The 24,554-nt window shown below is 42.7% G+C and carries 18 protein-coding genes, 3 pseudogenes and 1 CRISPR repeat array; of the genes and pseudogenes, 3 read left to right on the top strand and 18 right to left on the bottom strand.

Annotated features, from left to right (window positions below; genetic code table 11):
• Positions 1-121: 121 nt before the first annotated feature.
• Positions 122-475, top strand: a pseudogene (locus ACFW2W_RS03060) (hypothetical protein); the annotation flags it as partial.
• Between the two features lie 475 nt (positions 476-950).
• Here the strand turns inward: ACFW2W_RS03060 and ACFW2W_RS03055 are convergent.
• The 6 genes from ACFW2W_RS03055 to ACFW2W_RS03030 form a co-directional block, all read right to left on the bottom strand.
• Positions 951-1,157 carry a hypothetical protein gene (locus tag ACFW2W_RS03055; protein ID WP_378173168.1) on the bottom strand — a complete coding sequence of 69 codons (207 nt, stop codon included), beginning with the start codon at positions 1,155-1,157 and terminating at the stop codon, positions 951-953.
• A complete protein-coding gene (locus tag ACFW2W_RS03050) occupies positions 1,158-2,900 on the bottom strand; it encodes an RAMP superfamily protein (protein WP_378173163.1) in 1,743 nt (580 codons plus the stop codon).
• Positions 2,901-3,067: 167 nt separating this feature from the next.
• On the bottom strand, positions 3,068-3,496 hold the full coding sequence (locus tag ACFW2W_RS03045) for a hypothetical protein (RefSeq protein ID WP_378173160.1): 429 nt from the start codon (positions 3,494-3,496) through the stop codon (positions 3,068-3,070).
• Complete coding sequence (locus ACFW2W_RS03040) at positions 3,496-4,506, bottom strand: RAMP superfamily CRISPR-associated protein (protein ID WP_378173157.1); 1,011 nt, start codon at positions 4,504-4,506, stop codon at positions 3,496-3,498. The genes ACFW2W_RS03045 and ACFW2W_RS03040 overlap by 1 nt, the downstream gene beginning before the upstream one ends.
• 35 nt (positions 4,507-4,541) lie before the next feature.
• Positions 4,542-5,588 carry a type III-B CRISPR module-associated Cmr3 family protein gene (locus ACFW2W_RS03035; RefSeq protein ID WP_378173154.1) on the bottom strand — a complete coding sequence of 349 codons (1,047 nt, stop codon included), beginning with the start codon at positions 5,586-5,588 and terminating at the stop codon, positions 4,542-4,544.
• Between the two features lie 44 nt (positions 5,589-5,632).
• Complete coding sequence (locus tag ACFW2W_RS03030) at positions 5,633-7,339, bottom strand: type III-B CRISPR-associated protein Cas10/Cmr2 (protein WP_378173152.1); 1,707 nt, start codon at positions 7,337-7,339, stop codon at positions 5,633-5,635.
• Between the two features lie 242 nt (positions 7,340-7,581).
• On the opposite strand from ACFW2W_RS03030, the gene ACFW2W_RS03025 reads away from it, so the two are divergent.
• Positions 7,582-7,800, top strand: a complete 219-nt coding sequence (locus ACFW2W_RS03025) for a hypothetical protein (RefSeq protein WP_378173149.1) — start codon at positions 7,582-7,584, stop codon at positions 7,798-7,800.
• A gap of 7 nt (positions 7,801-7,807) precedes the next feature.
• On the opposite strand, the gene ACFW2W_RS03020 is transcribed toward ACFW2W_RS03025, so the two are convergent.
• The 9 genes and pseudogenes from ACFW2W_RS03020 to ACFW2W_RS02980 all read right to left on the bottom strand — a co-directional run.
• Entirely contained in the window at positions 7,808-9,157 is a 1,350-nt protein-coding gene (locus ACFW2W_RS03020; protein WP_378173146.1) for a HesA/MoeB/ThiF family protein, read from the bottom strand.
• A 189-nt stretch (positions 9,158-9,346) separates the two neighbouring features.
• Positions 9,347-9,832 (bottom strand): hypothetical protein, encoded by a 486-nt coding sequence (locus tag ACFW2W_RS03015; protein ID WP_378173144.1) that lies wholly within the window; start codon positions 9,830-9,832, stop codon positions 9,347-9,349.
• An 8-nt stretch (positions 9,833-9,840) separates the two neighbouring features.
• On the bottom strand, positions 9,841-10,155 hold the full coding sequence (locus ACFW2W_RS03010) for a hypothetical protein (protein ID WP_378173141.1): 315 nt from the start codon (positions 10,153-10,155) through the stop codon (positions 9,841-9,843).
• Between the two features lie 89 nt (positions 10,156-10,244).
• Positions 10,245-10,598 (bottom strand): hypothetical protein, encoded by a 354-nt coding sequence (locus ACFW2W_RS03005; RefSeq protein WP_378173140.1) that lies wholly within the window; start codon positions 10,596-10,598, stop codon positions 10,245-10,247.
• Between the two features lie 112 nt (positions 10,599-10,710).
• Entirely contained in the window at positions 10,711-11,283 is a 573-nt protein-coding gene (locus ACFW2W_RS03000; protein ID WP_378173137.1) for an NYN domain-containing protein, read from the bottom strand.
• 888 nt (positions 11,284-12,171) lie between these two features.
• Positions 12,172-12,963, bottom strand: a complete 792-nt coding sequence (locus tag ACFW2W_RS02995; RefSeq protein ID WP_378173135.1) for an endonuclease/exonuclease/phosphatase family protein — start codon at positions 12,961-12,963, stop codon at positions 12,172-12,174.
• A 64-nt stretch (positions 12,964-13,027) separates the two neighbouring features.
• Positions 13,028-18,584: a CRISPR direct-repeat array (repeat unit 36 nt; unit sequence GTTTCCAACTAATCCGATTTAACCCAATCGGTAGGG).
• A gap of 218 nt (positions 18,585-18,802) precedes the next feature.
• A complete protein-coding gene (cas2, locus tag ACFW2W_RS02990; protein WP_378173132.1) occupies positions 18,803-19,078 on the bottom strand; it encodes a CRISPR-associated endonuclease Cas2 in 276 nt (91 codons plus the stop codon).
• A pseudogene (gene cas1, locus ACFW2W_RS02985) lies at positions 19,079-20,083 on the bottom strand (CRISPR-associated endonuclease Cas1).
• A 321-nt stretch (positions 20,084-20,404) separates the two neighbouring features.
• A pseudogene (locus tag ACFW2W_RS02980) lies at positions 20,405-21,394 on the bottom strand (reverse transcriptase domain-containing protein); the annotation flags it as partial.
• 135 nt (positions 21,395-21,529) lie between these two features.
• On the opposite strand from ACFW2W_RS02980, the gene ACFW2W_RS02975 reads away from it, so the two are divergent.
• The gene (locus ACFW2W_RS02975; RefSeq protein ID WP_378173129.1) at positions 21,530-22,939 is read left to right on the top strand and encodes a TIGR03985 family CRISPR-associated protein; all 1,410 of its coding nucleotides are present in this window, start codon (positions 21,530-21,532) and stop codon (positions 22,937-22,939) included.
• On the opposite strand, the gene ACFW2W_RS02970 is transcribed toward ACFW2W_RS02975, so the two are convergent.
• The 3 genes from ACFW2W_RS02970 to ACFW2W_RS02960 form a co-directional block, all read right to left on the bottom strand.
• Positions 22,936-23,556: a hypothetical protein gene (locus ACFW2W_RS02970; protein ID WP_378173127.1), complete on the bottom strand. Its 621-nt coding sequence runs from the start codon at positions 23,554-23,556 to the stop codon at positions 22,936-22,938. The genes ACFW2W_RS02975 and ACFW2W_RS02970 overlap by 4 nt on opposite strands.
• A 47-nt stretch (positions 23,557-23,603) precedes the next feature.
• Complete coding sequence (locus ACFW2W_RS02965; RefSeq protein WP_378173124.1) at positions 23,604-23,789, bottom strand: hypothetical protein; 186 nt, start codon at positions 23,787-23,789, stop codon at positions 23,604-23,606.
• A 155-nt stretch (positions 23,790-23,944) separates the two neighbouring features.
• Positions 23,945-24,517, bottom strand: a complete 573-nt coding sequence (locus ACFW2W_RS02960; protein ID WP_378173121.1) for an HD domain-containing protein — start codon at positions 24,515-24,517, stop codon at positions 23,945-23,947.
• Between the last annotated feature and the right edge of the window lie 37 nt (positions 24,518-24,554).

Here is a 24,554-nt window from a genome sequence, read left to right as displayed (position 1 = left end):
TTCTGACCATTTTTATTAATATGAGTTGACTGACATTCAGGGCATTGCATAATATTGCATCTTCATGAGTGTTTTTTTTGGCGCTCGCACGATCGCTCGCTTTATCATACCCTAATTCAGCAACGCCGATTATTTCAAAGCGAAACCCGTCAATATTCCTAAGATCACGATCCTGCTAGACCACGGTGATCACATTGACGCTTTGATTGAGGCGTTAGAGCAGGTTTATCCCGATATCATGACGAAAATCAGCTTTGAATTGTCAACGAAACCCTCGAAACAAGAGAAAGCAGCACAAGGCAAAGCGGGCTTTGTCCCAGCAGTGGCTCGCTGGGTCATCGAACGATCGAATGCTTGGATGGAGCGCTGTAAAAGTCTCGTGAAGAACTTTGAGCGCACTTTATCTCATGCCACGACCAAGATCAATCTCTGCTTTGTCAGGTTAATGCTGAAGCGGCTTGCAGCCCCTTCCTGAGATGTCAAATGGGTTCTATAGGCCAAGCGCTCTGTCTGCGTAGGTAAAATCTGCACTGTAACTCAGGTCGCTTTCGGGAATAGGTAGTTTAAAACCTTGATAAATATGATGGGGAAAATACCTTTCCAAGTAATGTTTAAATCGAGCCTCCGATGCTCCCTGCTGAGCCGTACTATAGCCCTGTGTAAGAACGAGCGATTGGGTTAGTCGGGCGTGTAATCTTCTTCTATGAGCGTCAATAGTTTTGTTGTCGAAAAGCAGTTGCAGTTCGTACTCTTTTTTCTGGTTTGCTTCTCGGTCAGGAAGGGATTTTGGATAAAACCGACCGACAGCAAGTTTTTTGAGAGCAACTATAAGAATGCAGCAACAGCTTAGTAAAAGCGGGAGTAATAACCAAGTAGGTAAGTTAGTAAAGAATATAGCTCCAACTAATAGCAGGAAATTGATAGCCAGCGCTAGTTGTAATAGTGCGCTGCTAATCCCCTAAATACCTAAGTTTCCTTTTTTCCAGTTCCAGTAGGAACTTTATGTTATTGCCGTAGCCAGCATCAATTAGTACGATACCTGGTCGATATCCTCTCTCTAGGCTTCGGTCAATTAACTCTCTTCTAGCTCTGGCTTTATCAATTGGCGATCGCTCAAATTGTCGCCATGACCGAAGTTTAGGTGTAGGAGATGTCACTTACTCAGCCAACTCACCCCAAAGCCTTTGAAAAGATTTTCCTGAAGAATCAATTTCAGCTTGCTGATCGAGAAAACCTAGAAAATCTTGGCATTCATCAGAATCATCAGGAAAAATCGTTAACAGTTCCAGATATTCGCGGGTTCGGCGCGGCACGTTTCTCCCATTTGGGTCATTAGGATTAGTGCCTAGAATAACCTTGGGATACATCCGATGCCAAATCCGACCCACTTGACTCATTCGACCGACAAAACCAGTTACGGATGAGCGTTTAATACTAAGTTCAGGTTGTCCTAGGCTACCGTCATTACGTTGATAAGGTTGATGAAACCATTGAATCGCCAAAGAATCATCTTCATCTTCCGCAATCCGTCCCCAAACCTCCACATTTTTAGGATGCCAGATTTCTCGCCAAGGAGCTTTATTGTTAGGTTTAGCCGTAATCCCTTGCAAACTCATCCACTCTTTTGCTGTCTGTTGCACTGCTTCAATAAAAGGTGCAACCTGGTTTAAATTTCTAACCGGAATTGCTTCAGCCAAAGAGTTTCCATGCCATTGCCAATGACAACCGATTAACGGTTTTTTCTTGTTTCGGTAATAGTTATCATAAAATTCCCGATGATCTGCCCGTCGCCAAGACTTACCAAACCCACCGAATAACATGGTAAAGCGCATCAAGCCACGAATCAGTTTCTTTAAACACTCCTGTTGTGCTGCTGCTAAAGATTGAGTCAACAACCAACGCAGTTCACCTGTCACCTGATAAGTTGGTTCACCATAGCCAGCCTGGAATGGTTCAATCTTTAAATGAGAAGATTTAAACGCAATTGCCAATAACCCTTGTGTGCCCTCTCCCCGAACACCACCAAACAACGTATCGACTAAATCCTCCGCTGTTTTATCTCCCGTCAAACCGCCAAAAATGCGTAAAGCATGACCCCGCACAGCTCCTCTAAAAATGTTAGGACGAAATTCTCCGTCTTCACTATCTAGTAACTTAGGGGCTTGTCCTTTTCCTGTTAGATGACATTTATAGAGTAAATTACCTTGAGTTGGGAGTGCTTTTTCTTCCTCTCCCTCCAAACGGGCTTGGGCTAAACCATAGCCACTACTTACCCGACACCCCAGCCCAAACCCTAATGCTTTTTCCCAAATTTGCCATACTTCATCCCAGTTAGTATCCGGCAGTAAACTAGAAATCCCAAATTCAAATGTGGGTTGATAAAGGGAAATGAGAGCAAAAGCACTTTCTCCTCTTGGTTTATCGCGGGTATCGGTTGTTTTGACTTGCCATCCTTGCTGCGGATGGACAATATCAAGCAGATTTTGCGTCCAATCATTAACGGGATAGCCCCCATGAAACCGCAATAAACTGGGTTCATCTCCATTTTTGGTCAGTCGATAACGTTCTCGTTGTTCGGACGTACAAGCTTGACAAAATATCCCTTTCATGGAGCTACCGGGATAAAACGGGAACCCATAAGCCCCCATGACTGGGCGAATAATTCCTTCATCTTGCCCGCCGTTGGTAACAAATCGCCAAGGAAAGGTATAGGTATGGGTTTTGACATCTTCGCCAAATTCTGGCTGTTTAGTATCTACCCGTTCAATCCATTCAGATACCCAACGTTCACTATCTTGTTCCTGTTTATTTTGGTCAATAAAGTGAAGTTGCGATCGCCCTTTAATTTGGGCGCGAAACATCAAAGGAATTTTCTGCTCTGGATCTGGAAGATGAGACATAGGATTTACTCAATTCTATCTGAACAAATTTAACTGAAATGGTATTGACTTAAGCAAAAACTCTGGAGGTTAGGTCAAGGAAAAAACGGCAATTTCTATAGGTGTTGGGTTTAGCTATTGCTCAACCCAACCTACAAACAACCCTGTTTGCTGTTCCCTGTTCCCTGTTAACTAGATGAGGATGTCCCTTTATAGCGTTGTGTCCACCAAACAAGGGCATCGCACAACTGACTCAACACGGCTAAGATAATGCGTTGATCTTCAAGATCGAGTTTCCACAATTTCTGCGCCATAGCTTCAACGGCTGAGGTGTTGTTGACATTAACAACATCGTTGGGAATTTTAATTCCGGCATTTTTCATTATCTCGACTAAAGCATCCCAAGTTTCTTTCCAGTAGAGAGATTTATTAAGTTCTTTAGCTTGTAGTCGTAAATGTTCTCCCCAAAACCGTTCTAATCCATAGGCGACGGTTTCTCGCATTTTAAACGCTTGATTAAGGGAATCGCGATCGCGTTTTTTCGCATCTAAAATTAGCTGTTGGGCTGTTTGGTCTATGTTAGCTGTGCGAGTTGTGGTATAAGATTTCCAAGCCATTAGTGATTAGCCTCCTGTGTTTCCGTTTCAGTTTCAGATACGTTGAATCCATCCCCTGCCAGGGTAACTTTACACCGACCAAACCCAATAGATTCCAAACCACCAAAATACAGTTCTTCTGTATAAGATTGATTGGGTTCAGAAGCCTTGAAAGGTTTCCAGCCCTTTTGTTTTAAAGCAAGGGGAAAAATTAAGATACTTCCCACAGGTAAAGCTTCTACATTGAAGAATGCACCTTTCTCTGTATCAACTTTTTTCATGTCATCTAAAAGTTTGACTCGACTTTGCCGATAGAGCGCCATATCATGTAATTGAGCGATGTCGTTGTTATGAACAACTACTAACTGATTAGGGTCTAAATCTGTCCCAGTTGGAATCCAAGGAGATAGATCAACTTCATGGTCAATTTCTAAAAAACCGAGATTGAAAAATAAGACTTTTTTCCTTTGGTTAACTCCTGGCTTGGCTTGACTAACTCCTGATTTTGCTTGATTAACCCCTGATTTTGCTTGATTAACTCCTGGTTTGGCTGGGCTAACTCCTGGTTTGGCTTGGTTAATCTCTTCGTTAACCTCTTCTGGCACAACTCTCGCTTTTAACCCTGGAGACGCAGTATAAGGAAGAGGAATGGACGTTTCAATCTTCGTAATTTGCTGATAGCGTTTCAGGAGTAAAGGACAGCTAACCCAAACAATCGGTTGACCAGGACAAAATACAGGTAGCCAAACAAGGGAAGCATATTCAAATTTAACCATAGCTTCAGTTGTGCCGCCGTCTTTTTGTCCAGGTTCAGCAATAGCTTCATGTCCGTACCACTTATTTGTTTCAGTTGAATTTTGCCCTCGCATATCTGCCCGAAACCGTCCCCGAATCGAACTGCCAGGAATTATTCCGGTTTGGGTAAATTGGTCTCGAAAAATTAGGTTGAGATTGCCGCTTTCTTCTCCCGCACTTGCACCCACATGCAAGGGCGCTTGAGTTTCAATAATTCCGTAAGCTTTATGATACATCGTTAAGTCTCCAAACTATATTAAATGCGCGATTTTTACACAGGTAAAGCTAAGCCACAGCCCCAACGTTTATAGGAATAACCTTCACAAGGGAACCAAGACTTATTCCATTCAAACCAAGGTTGGGAAATCCCCGTTTCCAAAACATAGACAGTTCCAGCGGGGACAGCGTAACGTCCCCTAGCGAGGCGTTTGGTTTCACCCGTTCCTCCTAGCCGATAACGAAAGGGAATAGGACGTTCGGTGAAAATTTGGGCTTTTTCCCATTCTGGTGCTGTTTTCCAGTCCTCTTTTTGCCCAATGGTGGGAAGTCGGTAAGATAAGCGATTAGAACCCCAGACCGCAGGCGAAATCAGGGCAAAATTACCTCCTACAGGTTTATGTAATAGTTTTAAAAGCGTTTCATTAGTAATCTCCTGACACTGTACATCTACCAAATGTCCCTCACCTCCAAAACGGTACCAACCCTCATCAATGGGTGTATTAGTCAAATAAACTAAACAAGTATCCGGATGCATTTGAATTGAATTTTCCAAGAACAAACTGCCCCGTTCTAAACTTGTATCGACCCGACGCTGGTCAATTTCTAAACGCGGATGTAAATGAGGTAAATACTGCCAAGGCACTTCAGAAACGGTCTCAGACTTCTCCCATTCGTTAATTGGTAGCCAGGTTTTAGTATCAAACTTGCCAACTTTTAGCGGTTGCCATTGCTGATTTTTGCTGTTCCAAGCTAATTTTTCGGTAATTTTCCCTTGACGAATTTCTTGCCCATCTTGCGGAGGATTCATCTCGGCTAAATAGTTAAATGGAGTTGGAACGTAAAAGTTTTGTGGATTCTCGGTATAAGCCCAAAAAGGACCCGCTAGAATTAAATCTGGTAGATCTAATCTTTGGGTAGTTTCGCCTCGTTCATTGGTTCCAGGTTTGCTGTATCTAGCAGCATATAATCCCGATACTGTTGCTGCACTGGGGGGAAAGCTATTTCCCGATCGCCCCACTAAGTTATCTGGCGAAAGAAATGGACCAGCACTGCCATATAGAAAACCGAGAGGTTGGATAATAATCAGGTGACAAAACATAATAATGAAATCTTACTTGAGGACAGAATTAAATTAGATGCAGACTAGAACAAATGGAACCCAACTTTAGCCAGGTTAATTACCCACTTATTTAAAGCTTTGATGTTTTGTTTTTCCTCGTCATGGGGTTGATTGCCTAAAATTCCAGTTTTACCCTCTTTATCCCACAGATGAGTTTCTAAACATTGGCGATTTTCTTTACCCAAGTAAATCTCAAATAGACCAAGTGCAATTTGTGTTTGTCCCTCAAAAGCATGGTGAGATTCTAAAGTCGCAACATCATTATAAAAATGCGTCCAGTTGTTTTTTTTCTTAGGGTTATTTTGCTTTTCCTTCAAAGAGACTAGTATATCTCTTTGTCTGTCTTGGTAACTTTCTAGAAAATTTTGCAAACACCACCAAGGACAAACCCATTCTAGGTGATTCCCGCTATTAAATAGGATACGGATAGCGAGGCGATCGCGTCCTTTTTTCTTAGCTGATTTCTCTGCATCTCGACAGTGTTGCAGCACATCCCGTTGAGGTACATTAGGGGCAGCCCAAACTAAGCCTACACTCACCGTAATTTTTTGATCATGCTTTTTCCAACAAGTTTCGGGGAATTGATAGAACCAATTAAGGCATTCTTGCGGCTTTAATGCAGTCTTATCCTCTCGGTAGAGGACACCAAAAAAATCATCTCCACCTGCATAAATAATTCGTCCATCCGCCGCATCTAAATTCTGGCGTTTAACTCTATCTTCTTGAGAAGGCGGTAAATAATACTTCAGCTTTTTACCCCATTCCATCATCGCTTTGCTAAAAGTCTTGAGAGATTCAGCTTCATCTTTACCTTGATCTCTCAACTGCCGCAGATACTCGCCAATCTTATCCCCATCCCCTTGAAACCATCCTGTCCATAATTTATTTTCAAATCGGTTTAATTCAACAAAACTTTCTGGAACTTCAACGCTAGGAAGATCTGTTTCTGCAAGATTTAATTGCTTGGCAATTGCATCTAAGGTGATTAACCGCTTAATTAGTTCAGGAATACTCAATCGTTCAGAAGGGTCGAGAATAGCTTCCCCTAGTTTCTGACTCAGACTTTCATGAAATTGCTTAATTTCCTGAGTTTGTTCTGCCATACTAGAGGAGAGGGGATGAGTTTTATCGGTCATGCGAGGGTATGCGATCGCTTCCGTCCCCGATAGTGTTGAACTTTCTCCCTGCCAATTAATCCCTGTCCAATTTCGTTGAGTTTTAATTTGATTCAGTTTGCGGCGGGCATGAGTAATTAGAGTGGCATCTTTTTCAGTGACTCCAGCTTCTTTTTCTTGACAGAGTTCTTCTTCTTTGCTTTGCGCCCAAAAAAACTCCCAGCCATGATTTGACCAAGCATTCCATTGTCGCTGCCATGTATAAGTAAAGGTCTTTAATTCCTTCTTGATGGTAAAGGTTTTTACTTCCTTCTCGATGTATCCACGGCAGGTTTCTACAACAGTTCGCCAAGCCGTATTAAAAACTTCCTCTGCTGTTGTTTTCGGGAAATCTCCTGCAATAATAATTTGGTTGGGTGTTCCTTGCGTCAGATTAATTAACGCTGGAGACACAACAGAACAACCATTTTTTTTGGCGGCATTGCAAATCGCACAAGCTAAATAAGAGAGGAGAAAAGAACTGCCATATAAGTCCCGCAGTTTGCGCGATTTTTCGATAAATGCTTGAATTGGAGCAAAAGTAATGATGGTGTAACACTGATTAGCTTTTTCCATGTTCAGTTACAGCGTTTGGCTATTTGCTTGTGATTGCTGATGTCATTAGTATAAACATGGCTGGAAAAACCCTTTTCCAAAGTTTGATATTCGCAGCAGCTTAAGGACTTGACCAACTGACACCCTACGAGTATATGATTCCACGATGACAGCCCTTTTCAACGAGGGTGATAGCAGCCAACGGTTGAAAGCGATTCGCCGATTAATCCATTCAACGTCAAGATTCCAATGAGGGAATGATTATGCAATCCGCCACACAGACACATCACCTCGATCCAATAACCGCTCAAGCCTTCTTGGAAAAGCTACCAGAACATATCAGGGAAGCGCTTTTAGCACGTGCTGCCGAGATCGACTATCCAATCGAGGCGGTTCTAGAGTCAGAGATCGCCTCATCCCTCGATCCAGATGCTCTCAGCTTTGCCGATTGCCTTCCCTCCTCAAGTCGCACCAACGCCTAAGCGATACTCAACCCCCACAAAAATAACAACCAGAAGTACCTAAATAGTTGGTATCTGCCTTAAGCCAATTAGACCCAGGAAACTCATAAACCCAGTCAAGACCATTATCCACATTCAGAAAGCCACTGAGCATACTGTGGATGATGCCAACTCCCGTACTCGCACACAGGCTATTCAACCAGAATACTGCCGGATTGCTGATGCCTTCTACATAACCAACTTTGGCAGCTAGATGATTAATCTCGTTTGCGGCAGACTCTAGGGCAGCGCGATGCAAGTTAATAATATTGCCGCACATTAGACACCACCCACCCCCAAGCGGTGGGACGGTGACGCGACAATACATTCGCGGTGTATTATTCGGTTGCATGTCGATGTGAGTACCCAGACAAACCAGGGGACGCATATATGCTAGGGCTAATTCTTGGGCAACTTGCCGAGAGGAGTGATTGTCAGTTGCTACGACAATCAAATCAGCAGCAGCTACTTCCTGTCTCGCCGCTGCATCAGCAATTGAGGCGGGTATGGCTTTGACAGCAGAACCAGTGGCGTAGATGCGTTTGATCAGGTGCTTGACATAGTGAACCTTATGCCACTGCTGGTCAGCCATTTCCTGGGTGGCAGCAGGTAGGCGATTGAGGTTAACTGATTCTAAGCGATCGGGGTCAATTAATATCCATTTTTTCACCCCCAAACGCCCCAGCAGTTCGGCAAAAATTGAGCCAATGCCGCCACAGCCAATCAAGGCGACGGTGAGTTCGCCAAGCTGTTTTTGCACCCCTTCTCCAAAGACTTGTTGACGGGCAAACATCAATTCTGTCCAATCGCGATTCGCCTCTTGGGTTAGTTCAAACCAAGATTGAGTGCAGTTAATGCTCTCGAATGATTTGCCTTTTCTGTCCCAAATGCGGAATTGAGAGTGTTGGAATGTTTCGTCAAAAACTCCAGAGATTAAACGCGGCTTTTTTTTGAAGTGAGACGAGAGAAATTTAGCATATGCTGATTCATAAAGGTCATCAACGCAGGAAAATTCAGGTTTGTGGCGATCGCTGTGAGTATGAATGTGAACGACATCTAATTGTTCCTTTTCCAAAAATGTCTCAAGCAAGTACTCATGAAATTGCTGTTTCATCACTAATTCACTAGCCGATTGACGTTCGTAGCAATCGGGAGAGGGAACAACCCAAGATTGAGGTAAATATCTAATTTTCTGTTTTGAGACCTGATGGCATTTACAGAATAAGAATCCAATTACTTCTTCATTGTTTGTGCGAGCATCAAGCAAGGTGTGGTGAAATTGATGCCACATTTTTGGGGGAATGTGGAGAGAAATCTGGGGAGATTTTTTGTTGTTCATGATTTTTTTCGGTAATGAGGTGTGTATCGGGAGTTGTAGTTAGGTAAAACTGAGATGTTGCACTATTCTTAAGAAAGTCAATTGTAGGGTGTTAGCGTAGCGTAACGCACCATTTTTTAGGCTTTGGTGGGTTACGGCGATCGCCTAACCCGCCCTACAATTTACTACCCATGTTGTGTTTATTTGCACTCAATCATCTGTGTTAATTGCGTGGCGGGCGGTGACAAATAAAGTTGAGAGATTGTGTCCTCGATCGGGTTGATTGCTAGGTCGCCAGGAGTTAAGCCATCTGTCTTGATTAAAGCCGCCACCCAGTCCGACGCAGTACCAGTACCAGCCTTCATCACTTAAAAAAGGTGCGCCATAGTGACTCTGGTGGGTGAAGTGATGATCTCCCTCGCCAACGGTATTCCAAGGGTAGTTAAGATAGCAGCCAATTGGGGGAAGACGCGGGTAATCTGGTGGCAGTAGGAATAAGACATCGGTATTAGAAACTGTAAATTTCCGAGAAGACAATGGCATTCCTTTAACCAGTACGGCTGTGTATTGAATGCCATCAATGGTTTTACTGCCAACGTGTACGTTTTTTGCTGCTTTTTCTAGAAGTTTGAGTTCGGCAAGTAGTCTCGTGTTGGGTTGAAAACCTGTTTGATTACGATTGATTGCTATTGTCATAATTTCTTTTATCCTTTTACAATTTTGGGAACAGTCCAAACTTTGGAACCTTCTTTGAGGGCTTCATGTTCTTTTAAGGGCTTAGTGCCGCCAAACCCTTCTTCCATAACGTCATCGTTGCCAATTTCTGGCAGTTTAGATCTCAAATCTTCAACGGTTGCGCCATTAGGTAAATTTACTAATTTACCGTTGACAATTGCTCTCACGGTAGTCTCCTTTGTGGTGTTTGAGTTAACAAGAGTTGGCTGTTGATCGCTAACTTTTTGCGGCTCATTTAACTGAGGCGATCGCCACTTTTGGATTCGCTTGAAAATTGCTTTCATTGCAATCTCGTTAATGGTAGTTGAGTTAACAAAGATGAAGAGGATGTTTGTCAAGTACCTTTTAAAACATCCTCTAAGAGAGTCGCTTACTAACGGTTTGCAGATGGTTGAGTTAAGGCGCTGTCTACTGTGGAATTTACCTGTTTAATTGGGGTTTGGTCATGATTAAAACCTAAGACAACAGACCAACTTGCTAAGCCGATAGCTGCCACAATAGTTGTCGATAGCAAGCGGTTATAAATTCGTTCTAACTTTTGTAAGGACGTTTCGACGGAAACAATTTGTTTGAGATAATCTGTTTTGTCATTTTCACTGTTCTCGCTGATTGTTGTCATCTGTAGTTCTAAGTGTTCAAACTGTTGGGTGAGATTTTCAATTTCTTGCTTAATTTTATCTAACTCGGATGGATCTTCGGTGATTAATTTACCGTTGAGGGTCTGCATAATTCTCCTTGGATGAATTGAGATAAGCTTAGAAAAAGTAGAGCGGTAGGCGGGGAGGTGGCGAGATAAAATGTTCATGTTTTGTAGAGATAGCATGGTTTTTGACTCCTTTTTAATCAAAGATATTAGTGTGACCAATTCGGTGAAAATTTTGCTGGTTTTTTTTTTGTTCAAAGCTATCGAAGACTCCAATCAAATCGACGATACTACTGGCAGCAACTTTGAGATCGTTGCCGAGAGATTGTTCGACAGAGGCAACTTCTACCCGCATTCCCCGCCTTCTCAGTTTTTCGGCAAGGTAGGCAAAGTCAGAATCTCCAGTGACTAAGACAACAATATCGGGGCGAACGTCTAAGGCGAATTCAATGGCATCCATCGCCATGACAATATCAATGTTGGTTTCATATTCATCACCCTTGGTTTTACCTTCTTTATGAACTACTAAAAACCCATTACTTTTTGCCCAGTAAATGAATTTTTCTTTAGTTTTTCGTTGTTCTTCAAATCGCTCTCTGGCTGGTGGTAAACCGATATAGATCACCATTTCAATTAGTTCTCGACCTTCTTGCGGGTCAGCAAGATAGTCTCGGATTTTCTGCCAGTCCAGCCTCCTGTTAAACCTTTGTGCAGCCAAGAAGGTATTGTCGCCATCGGCAAGAATTAGTACCCGCCGGGTTGTTCCCATAAATGTTTTGGAATCCTTTTCTTGTTTGTTATTTGTATTAAAACTCAACGGTGGAAAAGGGGTTTTCTTGTTTGAGTGGGAAGTTAGAATATAGAAAGGCTCTGTTATGCAATGTAGCGGTTTGCAGTTGAGTCTAAAAGCGATCGCTAAAAAGCTAAGATCCCCGACTTCTCCAAGAAATCGGGGATCTCCTACCTGATTTTCAGACTTCTTGCTTCAAGTCAGGAAAATCTATAGTTAATTATGTAAATATCACTAACCTACCAATTCTCCACCACAGCGACAGGAACTACCTTCTACACAACGATAGCAATAGGAGCACTCGCATTCGACACATATTGATAAGTTTTCTAATTTATAAGTTGTACTGCAACGACTACAACATTCTCGCACGTTCAGCATTTCGTGGTAATTATTATGACCGAGTGCTTGGAAATTTGCTGATCCAAGGCTGGGGATATATTCACTGAATTCTTCGGATTTTCTAGCTTCGCGACTAGACCATAAAAAAGCCCGTAGTTGATCGTACTCTAGCGGAAACACTAATACTTGTCTATTGCTTTTTCCGCTATTTATCCATTCAGTTAGTCTAGCTTCAGCTCGTTCTCTAAATGTTGCCACTGGAAGTACCTCATAAACAAAACCTGGTTAATTCCGATTTAACTCAATCGGTAGGTTCAATATAACAAGTGCTTGGAATGGGGTCTTTCTAACTAATCCGATTCAATCCAATCGGGAGAAACTTCTCATTTTCATCTACTTAAGCAACAGCAAAACCTGTAAACTGTCGCACGAAAGGAGAGCGAAAAGCTAAAACAATATCTGCTGTCGAATGTCATTGAGTCGGGATTTAGAAAGTGAGCGATCGCAAATGTAATGACTGATCGCTCAAGATGATTCCCTGACTATTTCAAGTTCAGCAGCAATGCCAAAATGGTCGGAGGGGTAAAGCCTGCGGTCATTGGGGGCAGGGGAGGTGAGAATGAGTTGGCAATGGCGCACTCGCAAATGCTGGTTGATAAATATGTAGTCTAACGTACCATGCCAAGGTTGCAAGGTGCGGTTAAGCCACGAGCTGACTAAGTATTTGCGTAACTTGTACTGCCAACTGCGTTGTTTTTTTAAGGGTGTGGGACAGGTATACTCTGGCTCACGATCGTTATATGCGGCGTAAGCTGAGGTAAATTGTTCGCGCATCAGTGCGATTGCAGGTGTTTCGGGCATTCCGTTAAAATCCCCTACGGCTATGATTGGCATATCGGGTGGTAATTTACCCAGCCAGTCGAGGAGCAACTGCACTTGTTTTACCCGTTCGGGATTGGGACCTGGATACCAGTAATAATGGCCGTTACAAAATACCAATGGCTGACCATTCACTTCAACCTGCACGTATTGTGCTATGCGTTCCTGACTTCCCAAATCAAGGGTATCTTGTTGCGTGAAGGGATAACGGCTGAGAATTGCCGCTCCATAATTGTCTGGTCCTTTGTAGGGTACTAGCTGCACGTAAGGCATATTAAGTTGCTGTGCCAACCAAGCGCTGTTGTCTTCTGGAAGTATGACCTCTTGTAGTCCAATTAAATCTGCCTGTTGTGCTGCCAAACCCTCCACCAAAAGTTCGCGTCGCTGTGCCCATGTTTCTCTTTCAAACAGAATGTTGATCGTGACAACTTTGACCACTCTACAATGCTCCTAAGTTCGGACAAAATCATAGGTCTAGAGTTTATTTATTTTCGTTGGGCAAGTTTCTAACCTTACCGATTTAACCCAATCTGTAGGGTTTATTAATGGCCGGGGTGGATGTTGCCTCTGCCCAAGAGTTTCCAACTAATCCGATTTAACCCAATCGATAGGGTCCAATGCTAACAACAACCGCACTGGTGACGTTTCTGTTTCCAACTAATCCGATTTAACCCAATCGGTAGGGATGACGGAGTGCGCCATCAGGTGCCACAGCATTTGGTTTCCAACTAATCCGATTTAACCCAATCGGTAGGGTGCTTTGGGTTTCTGTAATCTCGACAACGAGAATACGGTTTCCAACTAATCCGATTTAACCCAATCGATAGGGTCCAATGCTAACAACAACCGCACTGGTGACGTTTCTGTTTCCAACTAATCCGATTTAACCCAATCGGTAGGGATGACGGAGTGCGCCATCAGGTGCCACAGCATTTGGTTTCCAACTAATCCGATTTAACCCAATCGGTAGGGAAGTAATTCCCGGAGCGGACATGAATGTCGGTGCTTGCACTGTTTCCAACTAATCCGATTTAACCCAATCGGTAGGGTCAAGCCTCGCTCAAAGGTGGAAACCAAGAACAGGCTCAACGTTTCCAACTAATCCGATTTAACCCAATCGGTAGGGCGGAAAAGCCATTCTTTCGTCAGACAATGGCGAACGTTGGTTTCCAACTAATCCGATTTAACCCAATCGGTAGGGTTGCAACTGAAAAAAACCCCTCTTCGGAAGGGAATAAAGTTTCCAACTAATCCGATTTAACCCAATCGGTAGGGCTAAAAGTTTTCTAGTTTTTAAAAGTTGCAAAAAAGAGTTTCCAACTAATCCGATTTAACCCAATCGGTAGGGCTGATTTTCTGGGTAGGAGGTTGAGCTAGAGTTGGACAGTTTCCAACTAATCCGATTTAACCCAATCGGTAGGGTGTTTGGAAAGTTGTTGTCAAAGATTTGACTTCAGGTTTCCAACTAATCCGATTTAACCCAATCGGTAGGGCTAAAAGTTTTCTAGTTTTTAAAAGTTGCAAAAAAGAGTTTCCAACTAATCCGATTTAACCCAATCGGTAGGGCTGATTTTCTGGGTAGGAGGTTGAGCTAGAGTTGGACAGTTTCCAACTAATCCGATTTAACCCAATCGGTAGGGTGTTTGGAAAGTTGTTGTCAAAGATTTGACTTCAGGTTTCCAACTAATCCGATTTAACCCAATCGGTAGGGCGCAAGTTCGTACTCAAGCTGGCGTTGCCCAAAGTTTCCAACTAATCCGATTTAACCCAATCGGTAGGGTCCTGCGCCCAGCTCTGGAACCATTCTTTAACGTCTTTCCAACTAATCCGATTTAACCCAATCGGTAGGGGTTAGAAGCTTTCAATCCCCCTCAACGTTGAGAACTTTCCAACTAATCCGATTTAACCCAATCGGTAGGGATAAACCCATCAGGTCTCAGCGAAAGCGAGACCTGGAAGTTTCCAACTAATCCGATTTAACCCAATCGGTAGGGCTGATGACAAAGGGGCGGGTCGGCGCGATGCATGAAAGTTTCCAACTAATCCGATTTAACCCAATCGGTAGGGTAAGGGACACATTCCCCTTCGTACTTGCCCAGCCCAAAGGAGTTTCCAACTAATCCGATTTAACCCAATCGGTAGGGCATACACCTAAAAGGAGAAAAAAATGGATCTAGTACTTTCCAACTAATCCGATTTAACCCAATCGGTAGGGGGAAGAGATACTCGGGGAGGTAGAAAGACAACTAAAACTTTCCAACTAATCCGATTTAACCCAATCGGTAGGGCTGTAAAGTGACCGGCAAGGTCGATATTTCCAGCTTTCCAACTAATCCGATTTAACCCAATCGGTAGGGAATACGGCTTCCGTGAGGTCGCCTACAACAATGGCCTTTCCAACTAATCCGATTTAACCCAATCGGTAGGGGGAAACGGCATACTGTGAGTTTGCCCAGTTCTGGTTCGCTTTCCAACTAATCCGATTTAACCCAATCGGTAGGGTTTACTTTCAGGGTGTCAAGCAAAGGTAAATGAAAATCTTTCCAACTAATCCGATTTAACCCAATCGGTAGGGTTTTCACTGGGTGGACAGATTGGTGACAATTCTGTCCTATTGTTTCCAACTAATCCGATTTAACCCAATCGGTAGGGTCGAATAAGCCGATCACCACCACCTCTGGCTCCAATGCCACTGGTTTCCAACTAATCCGATTTAACCCAATCGGTAGGGTACTCAAACTTTGTTGATTTGGTTTTTCGGTTCCTCCTTTTGTTTCCAACTAATCCGATTTAACCCAATCGGTAGGGTACTGCTCCTGCTTACGGCACTGCAGATGGAAACACCGTTTCCAACTAATCCGATTTAACCCAATCGGTAGGGGCGGTCGTACTTTCCAAGCGGAAAGCACAGGTACTACGTTTCCAACTAATCCGATTTAACCCAATCGGTAGGGTTCCTCAAACTCCGTTTCCAATGTTTCCACAACTTTCGTTTCCAACTAATCCGATTTAACCCAATCGGTAGGGAAGTTTGCCGAATGTTCGAGAACAATTAGGGATAGTGGTTTCCAACTAATCCGATTTAACCCAATCGGTAGGGAATGCCATTGTGGGTGTTCCATTTATATAGCAGAGGGAGTTTCCAACTAATCCGATTTAACCCAATCGGTAGGGACTACAAAGCTGGGGGGCTTGGTCACAATTCACAAAAGTTTCCAACTAATCCGATTTAACCCAATCGGTAGGGGGCTTAATTTTCCTTGCTGGTTGCCATGGTAGTAAATCGTTTCCAACTAATCCGATTTAACCCAATCGGTAGGGTTAAATAAGCAATTTCGTTCGGCGACCACTAACAAGTGTTTCCAACTAATCCGATTTAACCCAATCGGTAGGGTTAAAAGGAACTAAAAAAATGAACGTAAGATACAACCACAACCGTTTCCAACTAATCCGATTTAACCCAATCGGTAGGGAAACATTAGTTTCTTCAAAAAGGACAAGTCCATGCGTTTCCAACTAATCCGATTTAACCCAATCGGTAGGGTGACTACCCATCGGAGTGCAACGGCGGGGATGCCAACGTTTCCAACTAATCCGATTTAACCCAATCGGTAGGGGTAAAAACAACGGGACAGCAACCGCTGCCCCCGTTAGTTTCCAACTAATCCGATTTAACCCAATCGGTAGGGGCGATTCTCAAGGCAGATTGCACAATCAATCCAGGGTTTCCAACTAATCCGATTTAACCCAATCGGTAGGGACAACGATTTCTTCAAAGGCCCTGGGTTAATCCTTTTTGGTTTCCAACTAATCCGATTTAACCCAATCGGTAGGGTTTCCCCTCGTTTACTTGGATTGAAGGCGGCGCTTACAAGGTTTCCAACTAATCCGATTTAACCCAATCGGTAGGGTTCCACTGTTGCTCTTCGGACAACTGGTGGAGGACTGAAGTTTCCAACTAATCCGATTTAACCCAATCGGTAGGGGAAATTTTTCTAGTAGAGGGCGTCCTGTCCTTACCCGGTTTCCAACTAATCCGATTTAACCCAATCGGTAGGGCACAGCTTACAAGCCTATTCCAGCTAGCACGAGCGACTCAATCGTTTCCAACTAATCCGATTTAACCCAATCGGTAGGGACCCTGATTTTAGGGATCGAGCGATCGCGCGGGGAAACAGTTTCCAACTAATCCGATTTAACCCAATCGGTAGGGACGTGGCGCAAGAAAGCCCAAGAAGCAGAATATGTTTCCAACTAATCCGATTTAACCCAATCGGTAGGGTCCAGCTCTGGACATCTGGATCTGGGAGTTGCCAGAGAGTTTCCAACTAATCCGATTTAACCCAATCGGTAGGGTTCAACACCTCCAGTGCTGAAGTTCCAAGGTGCTGTTCCTGTTTCCAACTAATCCGATTTAACCCAATCGGTAGGGGGCTAACGTAACTGTTTCCTCCGTTATTTCTGGTTTCCAACTAATCCGATTTAACCCAATCGGTAGGGCTGCATCTCAAACGGGACAGCTCAGTAGTAATTCGTTTCCAACTAATCCGATTTAACCCAATCGGTAGGGGCGCTGGAATTGAATGGTCGGGAGAAGTCCGAGGTTTCCAACTAATCCGATTTAACCCAATCGGTAGGGGTTTTGTTTACCAAGCTTCTCCACAATATAGCTTGATAAAGTTTCCAACTAATCCGATTTAACCCAATCGGTAGGGCTTCTCCACAATATAGCTTGATAAACAGACGAAAAAGTTGTTTCCAACTAATCCGATTTAACCCAATCGGTAGGGCGGTGAAAAGCAAAGCTAATTCAGTTTTGTTTACCAGTTTCCAACTAATCCGATTTAACCCAATCGGTAGGGGAAAAGCAAAGCTAATAGTTTTGTTTACCAAGCTTCTCCGTTTCCAACTAATCCGATTTAACCCAATCGGTAGGGGAAAATTACGCCTCATCGAAATGAGAAAAGTGTTTTTTAGAGTTTGTTTCCAACTAATCCGATTTAACCCAATCGGTAGGGTGGGCAGGCTTCTTTCAATCTGAAGCCCGGAATGGTGGGTTTCCAACTAATCCGATTTAACCCAATCGGTAGGGTTTGGAAGTATTAGAGGGAAATCAATGTCAATCTTAAGTTTCCAACTAATCCGATTTAACCCAATCGGTAGGGTGAAGATATAGTTATTTACAAGCATCAGCCTGGTGAAAAGTTTCCAACTAATCCGATTTAACCCAATCGGTAGGGAAAATGAAGAAAAGTGTTTTTAGAGTTTTGCTAATTGTTTCCAACTAATCCGATTTAACCCAATCGGTAGGGTTTGTGGTACTGTCAAAACTGCCGGCGAGATGTGCCGGTTTCCAACTAATCCGATTTAACCCAATCGGTAGGGAATCTTAAAGTTGAAGCCTAGTGACGAGTTAAACTTGATGTTTCCAACTAATCCGATTTAACCCAATCGGTAGGGAAGTGATATCGTTCAGTCCCAGTGGAGGATTATATCCGTTTCCAACTAATCCGATTTAACCCAATCGGTAGGGTTCTGTAACCCTCCGGGGGGTAAGGTAGATAATAAGTCACAGTTTCCAACTAATCCGATTTAACCCAATCGGTAGGGGTTTTTACATTAGGTAATTTAAATACTAACGGTAATACAGTTTCCAACTAATCCGATTTAACCCAATCGGTAGGGCGCTTCGTGTCCTTGGGATTGCGACGGTCACTGCTAATTCGTTTCCAACTAATCCGATTTAACCCAATCGGTAGGGCTTACCGCCCTTCAGTGGTAGGAAGTGGCGCAGTAGAAAATGTTTCCAACTAATCCGATTTAACCCAATCGGTAGGGCTTGATTCTTTAGCTTCACAAATAGAAAGTATCAAGTTTCCAACTAATCCGATTTAACCCAATCGGTAGGGATAACTGTTTTAGGACTTGGAGCACTATTAGCTCTGCGTTTCCAACTAATCCGATTTAACCCAATCGGTAGGGTTAACTTATTGACTGCTGCTAGTTTGCTTGCTACTGTAGTTGTTTCCAACTAATCCGATTTAACCCAATCGGTAGGGAGTTCGTCTAGCAGCCCAAACCCAGTAAAGGTTTCAGCCGCCGAATCGACACACCTCTTAAAAGAGTAACATATCTTTCCCAAAATTGCTCAAAACACATCCCTCAAACCCTTTCCCTGTAAGGCATCGACACACCTCAACGAAAAATATAGGGTTTCGACGATTTGCCGAGGTGTGTAGATGAACATCTGAAAACTCTCCTTAAAATGTCCTCAAACCTAGATAACATAATACTTTGGCGGTGGTTGGGGTGCTTCCCCACCAATAATTAACGACCTCGATACAGCTTCCTGCGATATCCAATAAAATCGCACATTATCCTCAATCGGCTTAACTAACTTTTGCACCTTTTCAAAAAGCTGCCGCATTTCCTCCAAATTTAAGAAACATTCAAACACAGAAAGTTGAACTCTTCGCCCATATCCCTCTAAAAAATTGGACAACTTAGTACGTCTTTTATCATCAGGAATATCATAAACAACAACGACTAACATTTACGTAGCTCTTAAAAAAGCTTCATAGCCAGCCCCAGATAATAAACTACGTTTATATCGTCTGACTTGTAATTGAATCGCATGACGATAGGTGACTGGAGACTGCAAATCTGGATGGGAAACTTCTTCATTCATCCGAGTTTCAAACTGTTTGAGAAAAACCCGTCTTGCTGATTGATTTAAATAGACCCCTCCCGTACTAGCGGCTACATCAAAATCTTGTGGTTTGAACACAGAATTATTAATAATCATTAAAACCAAGCCATCAACAACAACCGACCTCATTTCCTCCATCAAATCAAAAGCTAAATAAGGCTTTTGCTTTTCCCCATAATGAAAATTACCTAAATAAGGAGAAAGCCCCTCAGCGATAATAAAACTCAACACATTATTAAACAAAAGCGTGTAACCAAAACTCAATAAAGAATTAACTGGGTCTGTTGGCGGTTGACGGTTACGCAGACAAAATTCAAACTTAGAATTAGTAATTAACTTCCCAAACGCTGGAAAATACCTCGCCGCCCCTATCCCCTCATAACCGCGTAACGTATCTAAATTATCCACCAACTCCAACGACTCAATATCTTAATTGATGCCAAAAATCGCCTTCTCCACCTCCCTTAGTTTGCGCTTGCGGTTAAAACGCAACAATAGCTGCTTAGAATTCATCAACTTACCATAGACAATCGCCTTAGACACATTAAATTGAAAATCCGCATCACCGCGTTTCTCAACTTGTACCAACTCATTCTCTAAATGCCTTGACTCAGCACTCCATAAATGACCGTGATATTGACCGCTTTGACTAAGAAACAACACCGCTATTTCTGATTGCAAACAAGCTTGAATCACCGGAGTGGATAATTGAATATTGCCAAAAACCAGAATTTGCTGCACTTCTCGAATCGGTACTTCAACCTTCTGTTTTTCAGACACATGAATGATAAAACGTTGGTAATCCTTATAGATACTCGTGCCTTGTTCGATTAGATAAATAGCTGCCATTTCTCGATGCCAAATATTTTTTTGAAAAACACTATCATCCTCCTCGCTTTGAGGAAGTAATTCCGTTTCTACTTCTGCCAGAAAAGGTTGATGTAAAGTCGCAATATCTCTTACTTCCTCGTCATTGTCCTGACCTAACCCTCCAACTTCCTTCCCTTGTAGAGAAGGGGAAGAAAACTGACTTTCCTCTCTTTGTAAGAGAGGGTTTGGGGGAGAAGTTTCAGCGTTAGGACTTTTTTTTGACCTTGCTGAATGAAAGCGGTGGGGGGCAACTGCGGGAGGATTGCCCCTACAGATTTCATCCCCCAATTCAGCAACGCCTTTTTTTTTACGTTTATTCTTACGTTTAGTTAGCCCTAGAATTATGCCCTTAACTTTCTCTAAAGCTGACTTCAGACTCACTTCATTTGCATCGATAGGAAAAATAGCATTTTCAAAAAAACCATGACCTAAAAACCGAAACCCACGCTCAAAATGAGTAATTTGGGTTTTCTCGGTATGCATCGTCAATCCTATTGATTCCAATAAATTGACAATTTCTAACTTGGCTTGTAAAATCCGCTCTTGAGTCCGGGCTAAAACCAGAAAATCATCCGCATAGCGCACCAGCTTTAAATCTGTTGCCGTAACCAACTCATCAAACTCATGCAAATAAACATTCGCCAAAATGGGAGAAACAACCGCACCTTGAGGAATACCCTTTTGTGGCAATATCAACCCTTCCTCCGTTAACACCCCAACTGATATCCAAGATTTAATCAAACATAAAATTCTCGGATTATCGATGTGTAACCTAACTTCTTTTAATAATCTGTGGTGGTCAATATTATCAAAAAACTTGACAATATCTGCATCTAACACCCAACGATATCCCAGATCTCGCCACTGTGCAACTTCCTCCACCGCATTGATGTAAGATAAATTAGGACGATAGGCAAAACTGGCTTTATTAAACTTCTCCTCCATTAACGGATAGAGTACATTTAATAAAGCCTGCTGGACAATCCTGTCCCTGACGGTGGGAATTTTTAACTCTCTTTGCGTGCCATTTCGTTTAGGAATAATCACCTGCTTGCAAGGGAAAGGTTGATAAGTGACATTAGCAACCGCATCGCGTAATTGATAAATATTAAGAGTTTGATTGCGAGCAAATCTATCAATAGTTTCCCCATCTCCCCCCGCACAACCGCGATTTTCGGCTACCTTTTCCCATGCACGTTGAAAATTTTCTAAACGGAGGAATTCATCCAGGATTGCAGTTGGAGAAAATTCTCCGCTGTGGTAAGACTCGTTAGGAATTGTAGTAGTCATAAGCTGTTCAGCATTCAAACTATGTATTGTCTGTTCCCCATTCCCCGTTCCCTTTAATATGACAGGCAGTAAGAAAAGGGGCTTTCCAACACCTGAGATAATCAAAAAAAAGCAGATGGATAAAAGGATTAACTTATGTCTACCGAACAATTTTTTCCGACGGTACAACGTTTAGAGAAACTTGTGCCGGAATTACTACAAGTTTCTAATAATCTTTCCCCTCAAGCCAAATCTAATTGCCTCATGCTTTTAGCAAGTGGTGCGAGACGATGGGTAATTTTACGGTCATTATACGACCCCGATAGTCATTTCTTTATCGAATTTGAAGCCGAACTATTTAACTGTGCTGATTGGTTAACTAAGTTTAAGCAAATAATTAGTAATTATCAATCTCATACCTTAGAATATTGGTTGTTTGCTGACTACACTGGAGTAGTTAAAAGCCAGTTTATTTCAGTCTTAAAATCTAGATATAACCTAGAAGATAATGACATTCAAGAATTATTATCAATTTCGATATTTGCTACTACAGAGCGCACCTTCCGCAATCAATTTACTCAGTTAGCTACCCTCAAAAATCAGATTTTAGAACGAAAAGTTATTAATGAAAAGACTAATTCAAAAAAGCAGATTCACAAATTTCGCAAGCGATCGCCTGCTGCTATACTTGAAATATTAGCAACCAACCAAAGCTTTGATTCTGACGTAGCTTTAGAGATTTTTACCAATGAAGTATCAGCGATCGCCGAGCTTTTACTCACAAAAATTAATGGCGAACAGCGCTTATTCATACATCACGAATATGTAGTCAATGAAGAACTCCGTGAGGCATCAGCCGACTCAGCAGATCGATTAAAAGAACTTTGGAAGATTGCTCCTACCCCACCCATTCAAATTACTTATTACAGTGCTTACTTAAATAAAACCACAAAGTACATCGTTTACCCAGTCTGTCTTTATTATTATCAAAGAGCTTACTACCTTTGTGCATTTGGTCAAAGACCGCAGCGAACTGAGGCTCAACCGCAAATAGGATGGTATAATTACCGTTTAGAACGGATAACCCGACTCAAAACCTTATCCTGGGATACTGCCAATTTACCATTTCTACAATCAGAAATTATTAACCACCCTGAAAACTACAGTCCTGATTATATCCAACAAGAATTAGACTCTGCTTATGGCTTTGATTTTTATGAAAATGTCGGTTTAACTCTCCTCCGTTTTGAGGCAAATTTTGCCCAATGCTACATTGACAACTCCTTCCGTCATCCTACCTTTGAGAAGCTGGATAGCCATAAAGATGCAATAGCTTTAATTAAGCAATTAGAGTTACCAAATCAAAGAAAACTCATAACACACATTAACCAGTATCCAGATGCAGCTTACTATACCCTTCGCTATCGCCAAAATGAAAATAATGTAATCATGCGACTGCGAGCCTGGGGACCTAAAGTAGAAGTAATTTTCCCCCAACAGTTGCGACAGTGCATGAAGCAGGAAATTGAACAAACCTGGCAACTCTACAAAGATTCTCTAGATTAAGCTGCTACTTTCTCATCAAGTTGCAATTCACACTGTCTGAAAACATAGTTAATAGCACTAAACAGTTTCTCAAGCTCCTGAATGCTATAAAAAATAATATTTCTGGCAAATGTATTGGCTTCTAGTTTACCAAATTGCCAGCGATCGCCGTTAGAAACAATCCCGAAAACCGTCATTTGTAGGTCTTCATTCAGTTGTTGTGCGGCAATCATTTCGGCTAGACACTGACCCCATCCTTCTTCAAATTTATCTTGCTTTGCTTCAATTAAAAGGAAGTAAGGTTTATCAAAGACAACCTTTCCCAATGGAGAGCGTTTCGCCAAGATATAGGCGGGAAATCCTGAAAGATTTTCATCACAGGTGAGTGACTCGTGACTCCACAAAAGGAACTTGCTGCGATCGCACTTCCAGACTTCTTTTAAAACGGGATAAATTAAATTTTCACAAATGGCAAATTCTGAGTTATCAACAACTTCTTCCCCCATGACGGTTTGTAAGTCTTCTCGGAAGTAGTCAGAGATGTTAAACTCTATTTCACCGATGAAATTTGCTTCGGTATAGGTAATCTGAAATTCTTGGACAACTGCACCAATACTCTTGTAGCTACTGAAAGCCATATTGACCTCACAATTTTAAGCGTTTAACACTTGTTCCACGACTAGGCTCAGTTGTGGGAAAATTCGCGAGACTGTTGCTTAACACGACCTTCCATAGCAGCAAGCTGCAACATAAAAAAAGCATTTAGATCCTCAGAATCATACTTAATCTGAAGCAGCCGCCGCAGTTTGTCTTCGTCTTCAAGGGTTAAGTAACCCACACTCAAGGCTTGTTGGACAACTTCACGAATCATAATTCAGTAGACCTCCTGTATGAACACACCCTGATTGGCGTTTCGGACTATTTAAAAGAACAGAGCTATTGTGGCATGGTACTGGAAGAGGAACTTTCCAACGAGCTATGCTATCCAATGGGAGCCAAGGCGGTTATTGCGACAGGTGCAAGATCTCATTCCAACGCACCAATAACCCGCGCTAGTTCCTCCACCATCGGACTTGAGTTTGTCTGGCGAAACAAACTTATCAGCGAATGGTAAAACCACAATATTCCTTCCCTACCAGCACCAAATACCGACCAAATTGCCTCCCCTTGTTGTTGGTAATCGCTGAGGAGCGATCGCCCATTGTGCAGCTTATCCGCCAACGCCACCCGACGTACAGAAGCTGAACCCTGACGCAACTGTTCGAGATACCGTAGTTTGCGCTCTTTCCACGGCGGCTTAGGCAGGCTATCGAACTCAGTGCAACCATCAACAATTGTGACTACCCTCTCTCCAAACAACTTCAGGATTTCGGCGCGTGTAGCTACCCCCCCTTGGTCTTCTACCGCATCATGGAGTAAAGCCGCGATCGCTTCATCCTCATTCCCCCCATCCTCTAGCACCAGCGCTGTTACACTCAACAGGTGAGAAACATAGGGAACACCAGATACCTTGCGGATTTGTTCGGCATGAAGATGGTTGGCGTAAACTAGCGCCTTTTCAAATCGCTCTGTAAGTTTGACTGTGACTGTCTTGACCATGTGTTTAATTCTCCAAATTCTTTGTAGGGGTTTAAAT

Origin of the sequence: Coleofasciculus sp. H7-2 (assembly GCF_042747725.1) — a bacterium.
Taxonomy (GTDB): domain Bacteria; phylum Cyanobacteriota; class Cyanobacteriia; order Cyanobacteriales; family FACHB-T130; genus FACHB-T130.
The sequence above is the reverse complement of the archived record's forward strand: the minus strand, read 5'-3'. Positions and strand labels throughout refer to the sequence as shown.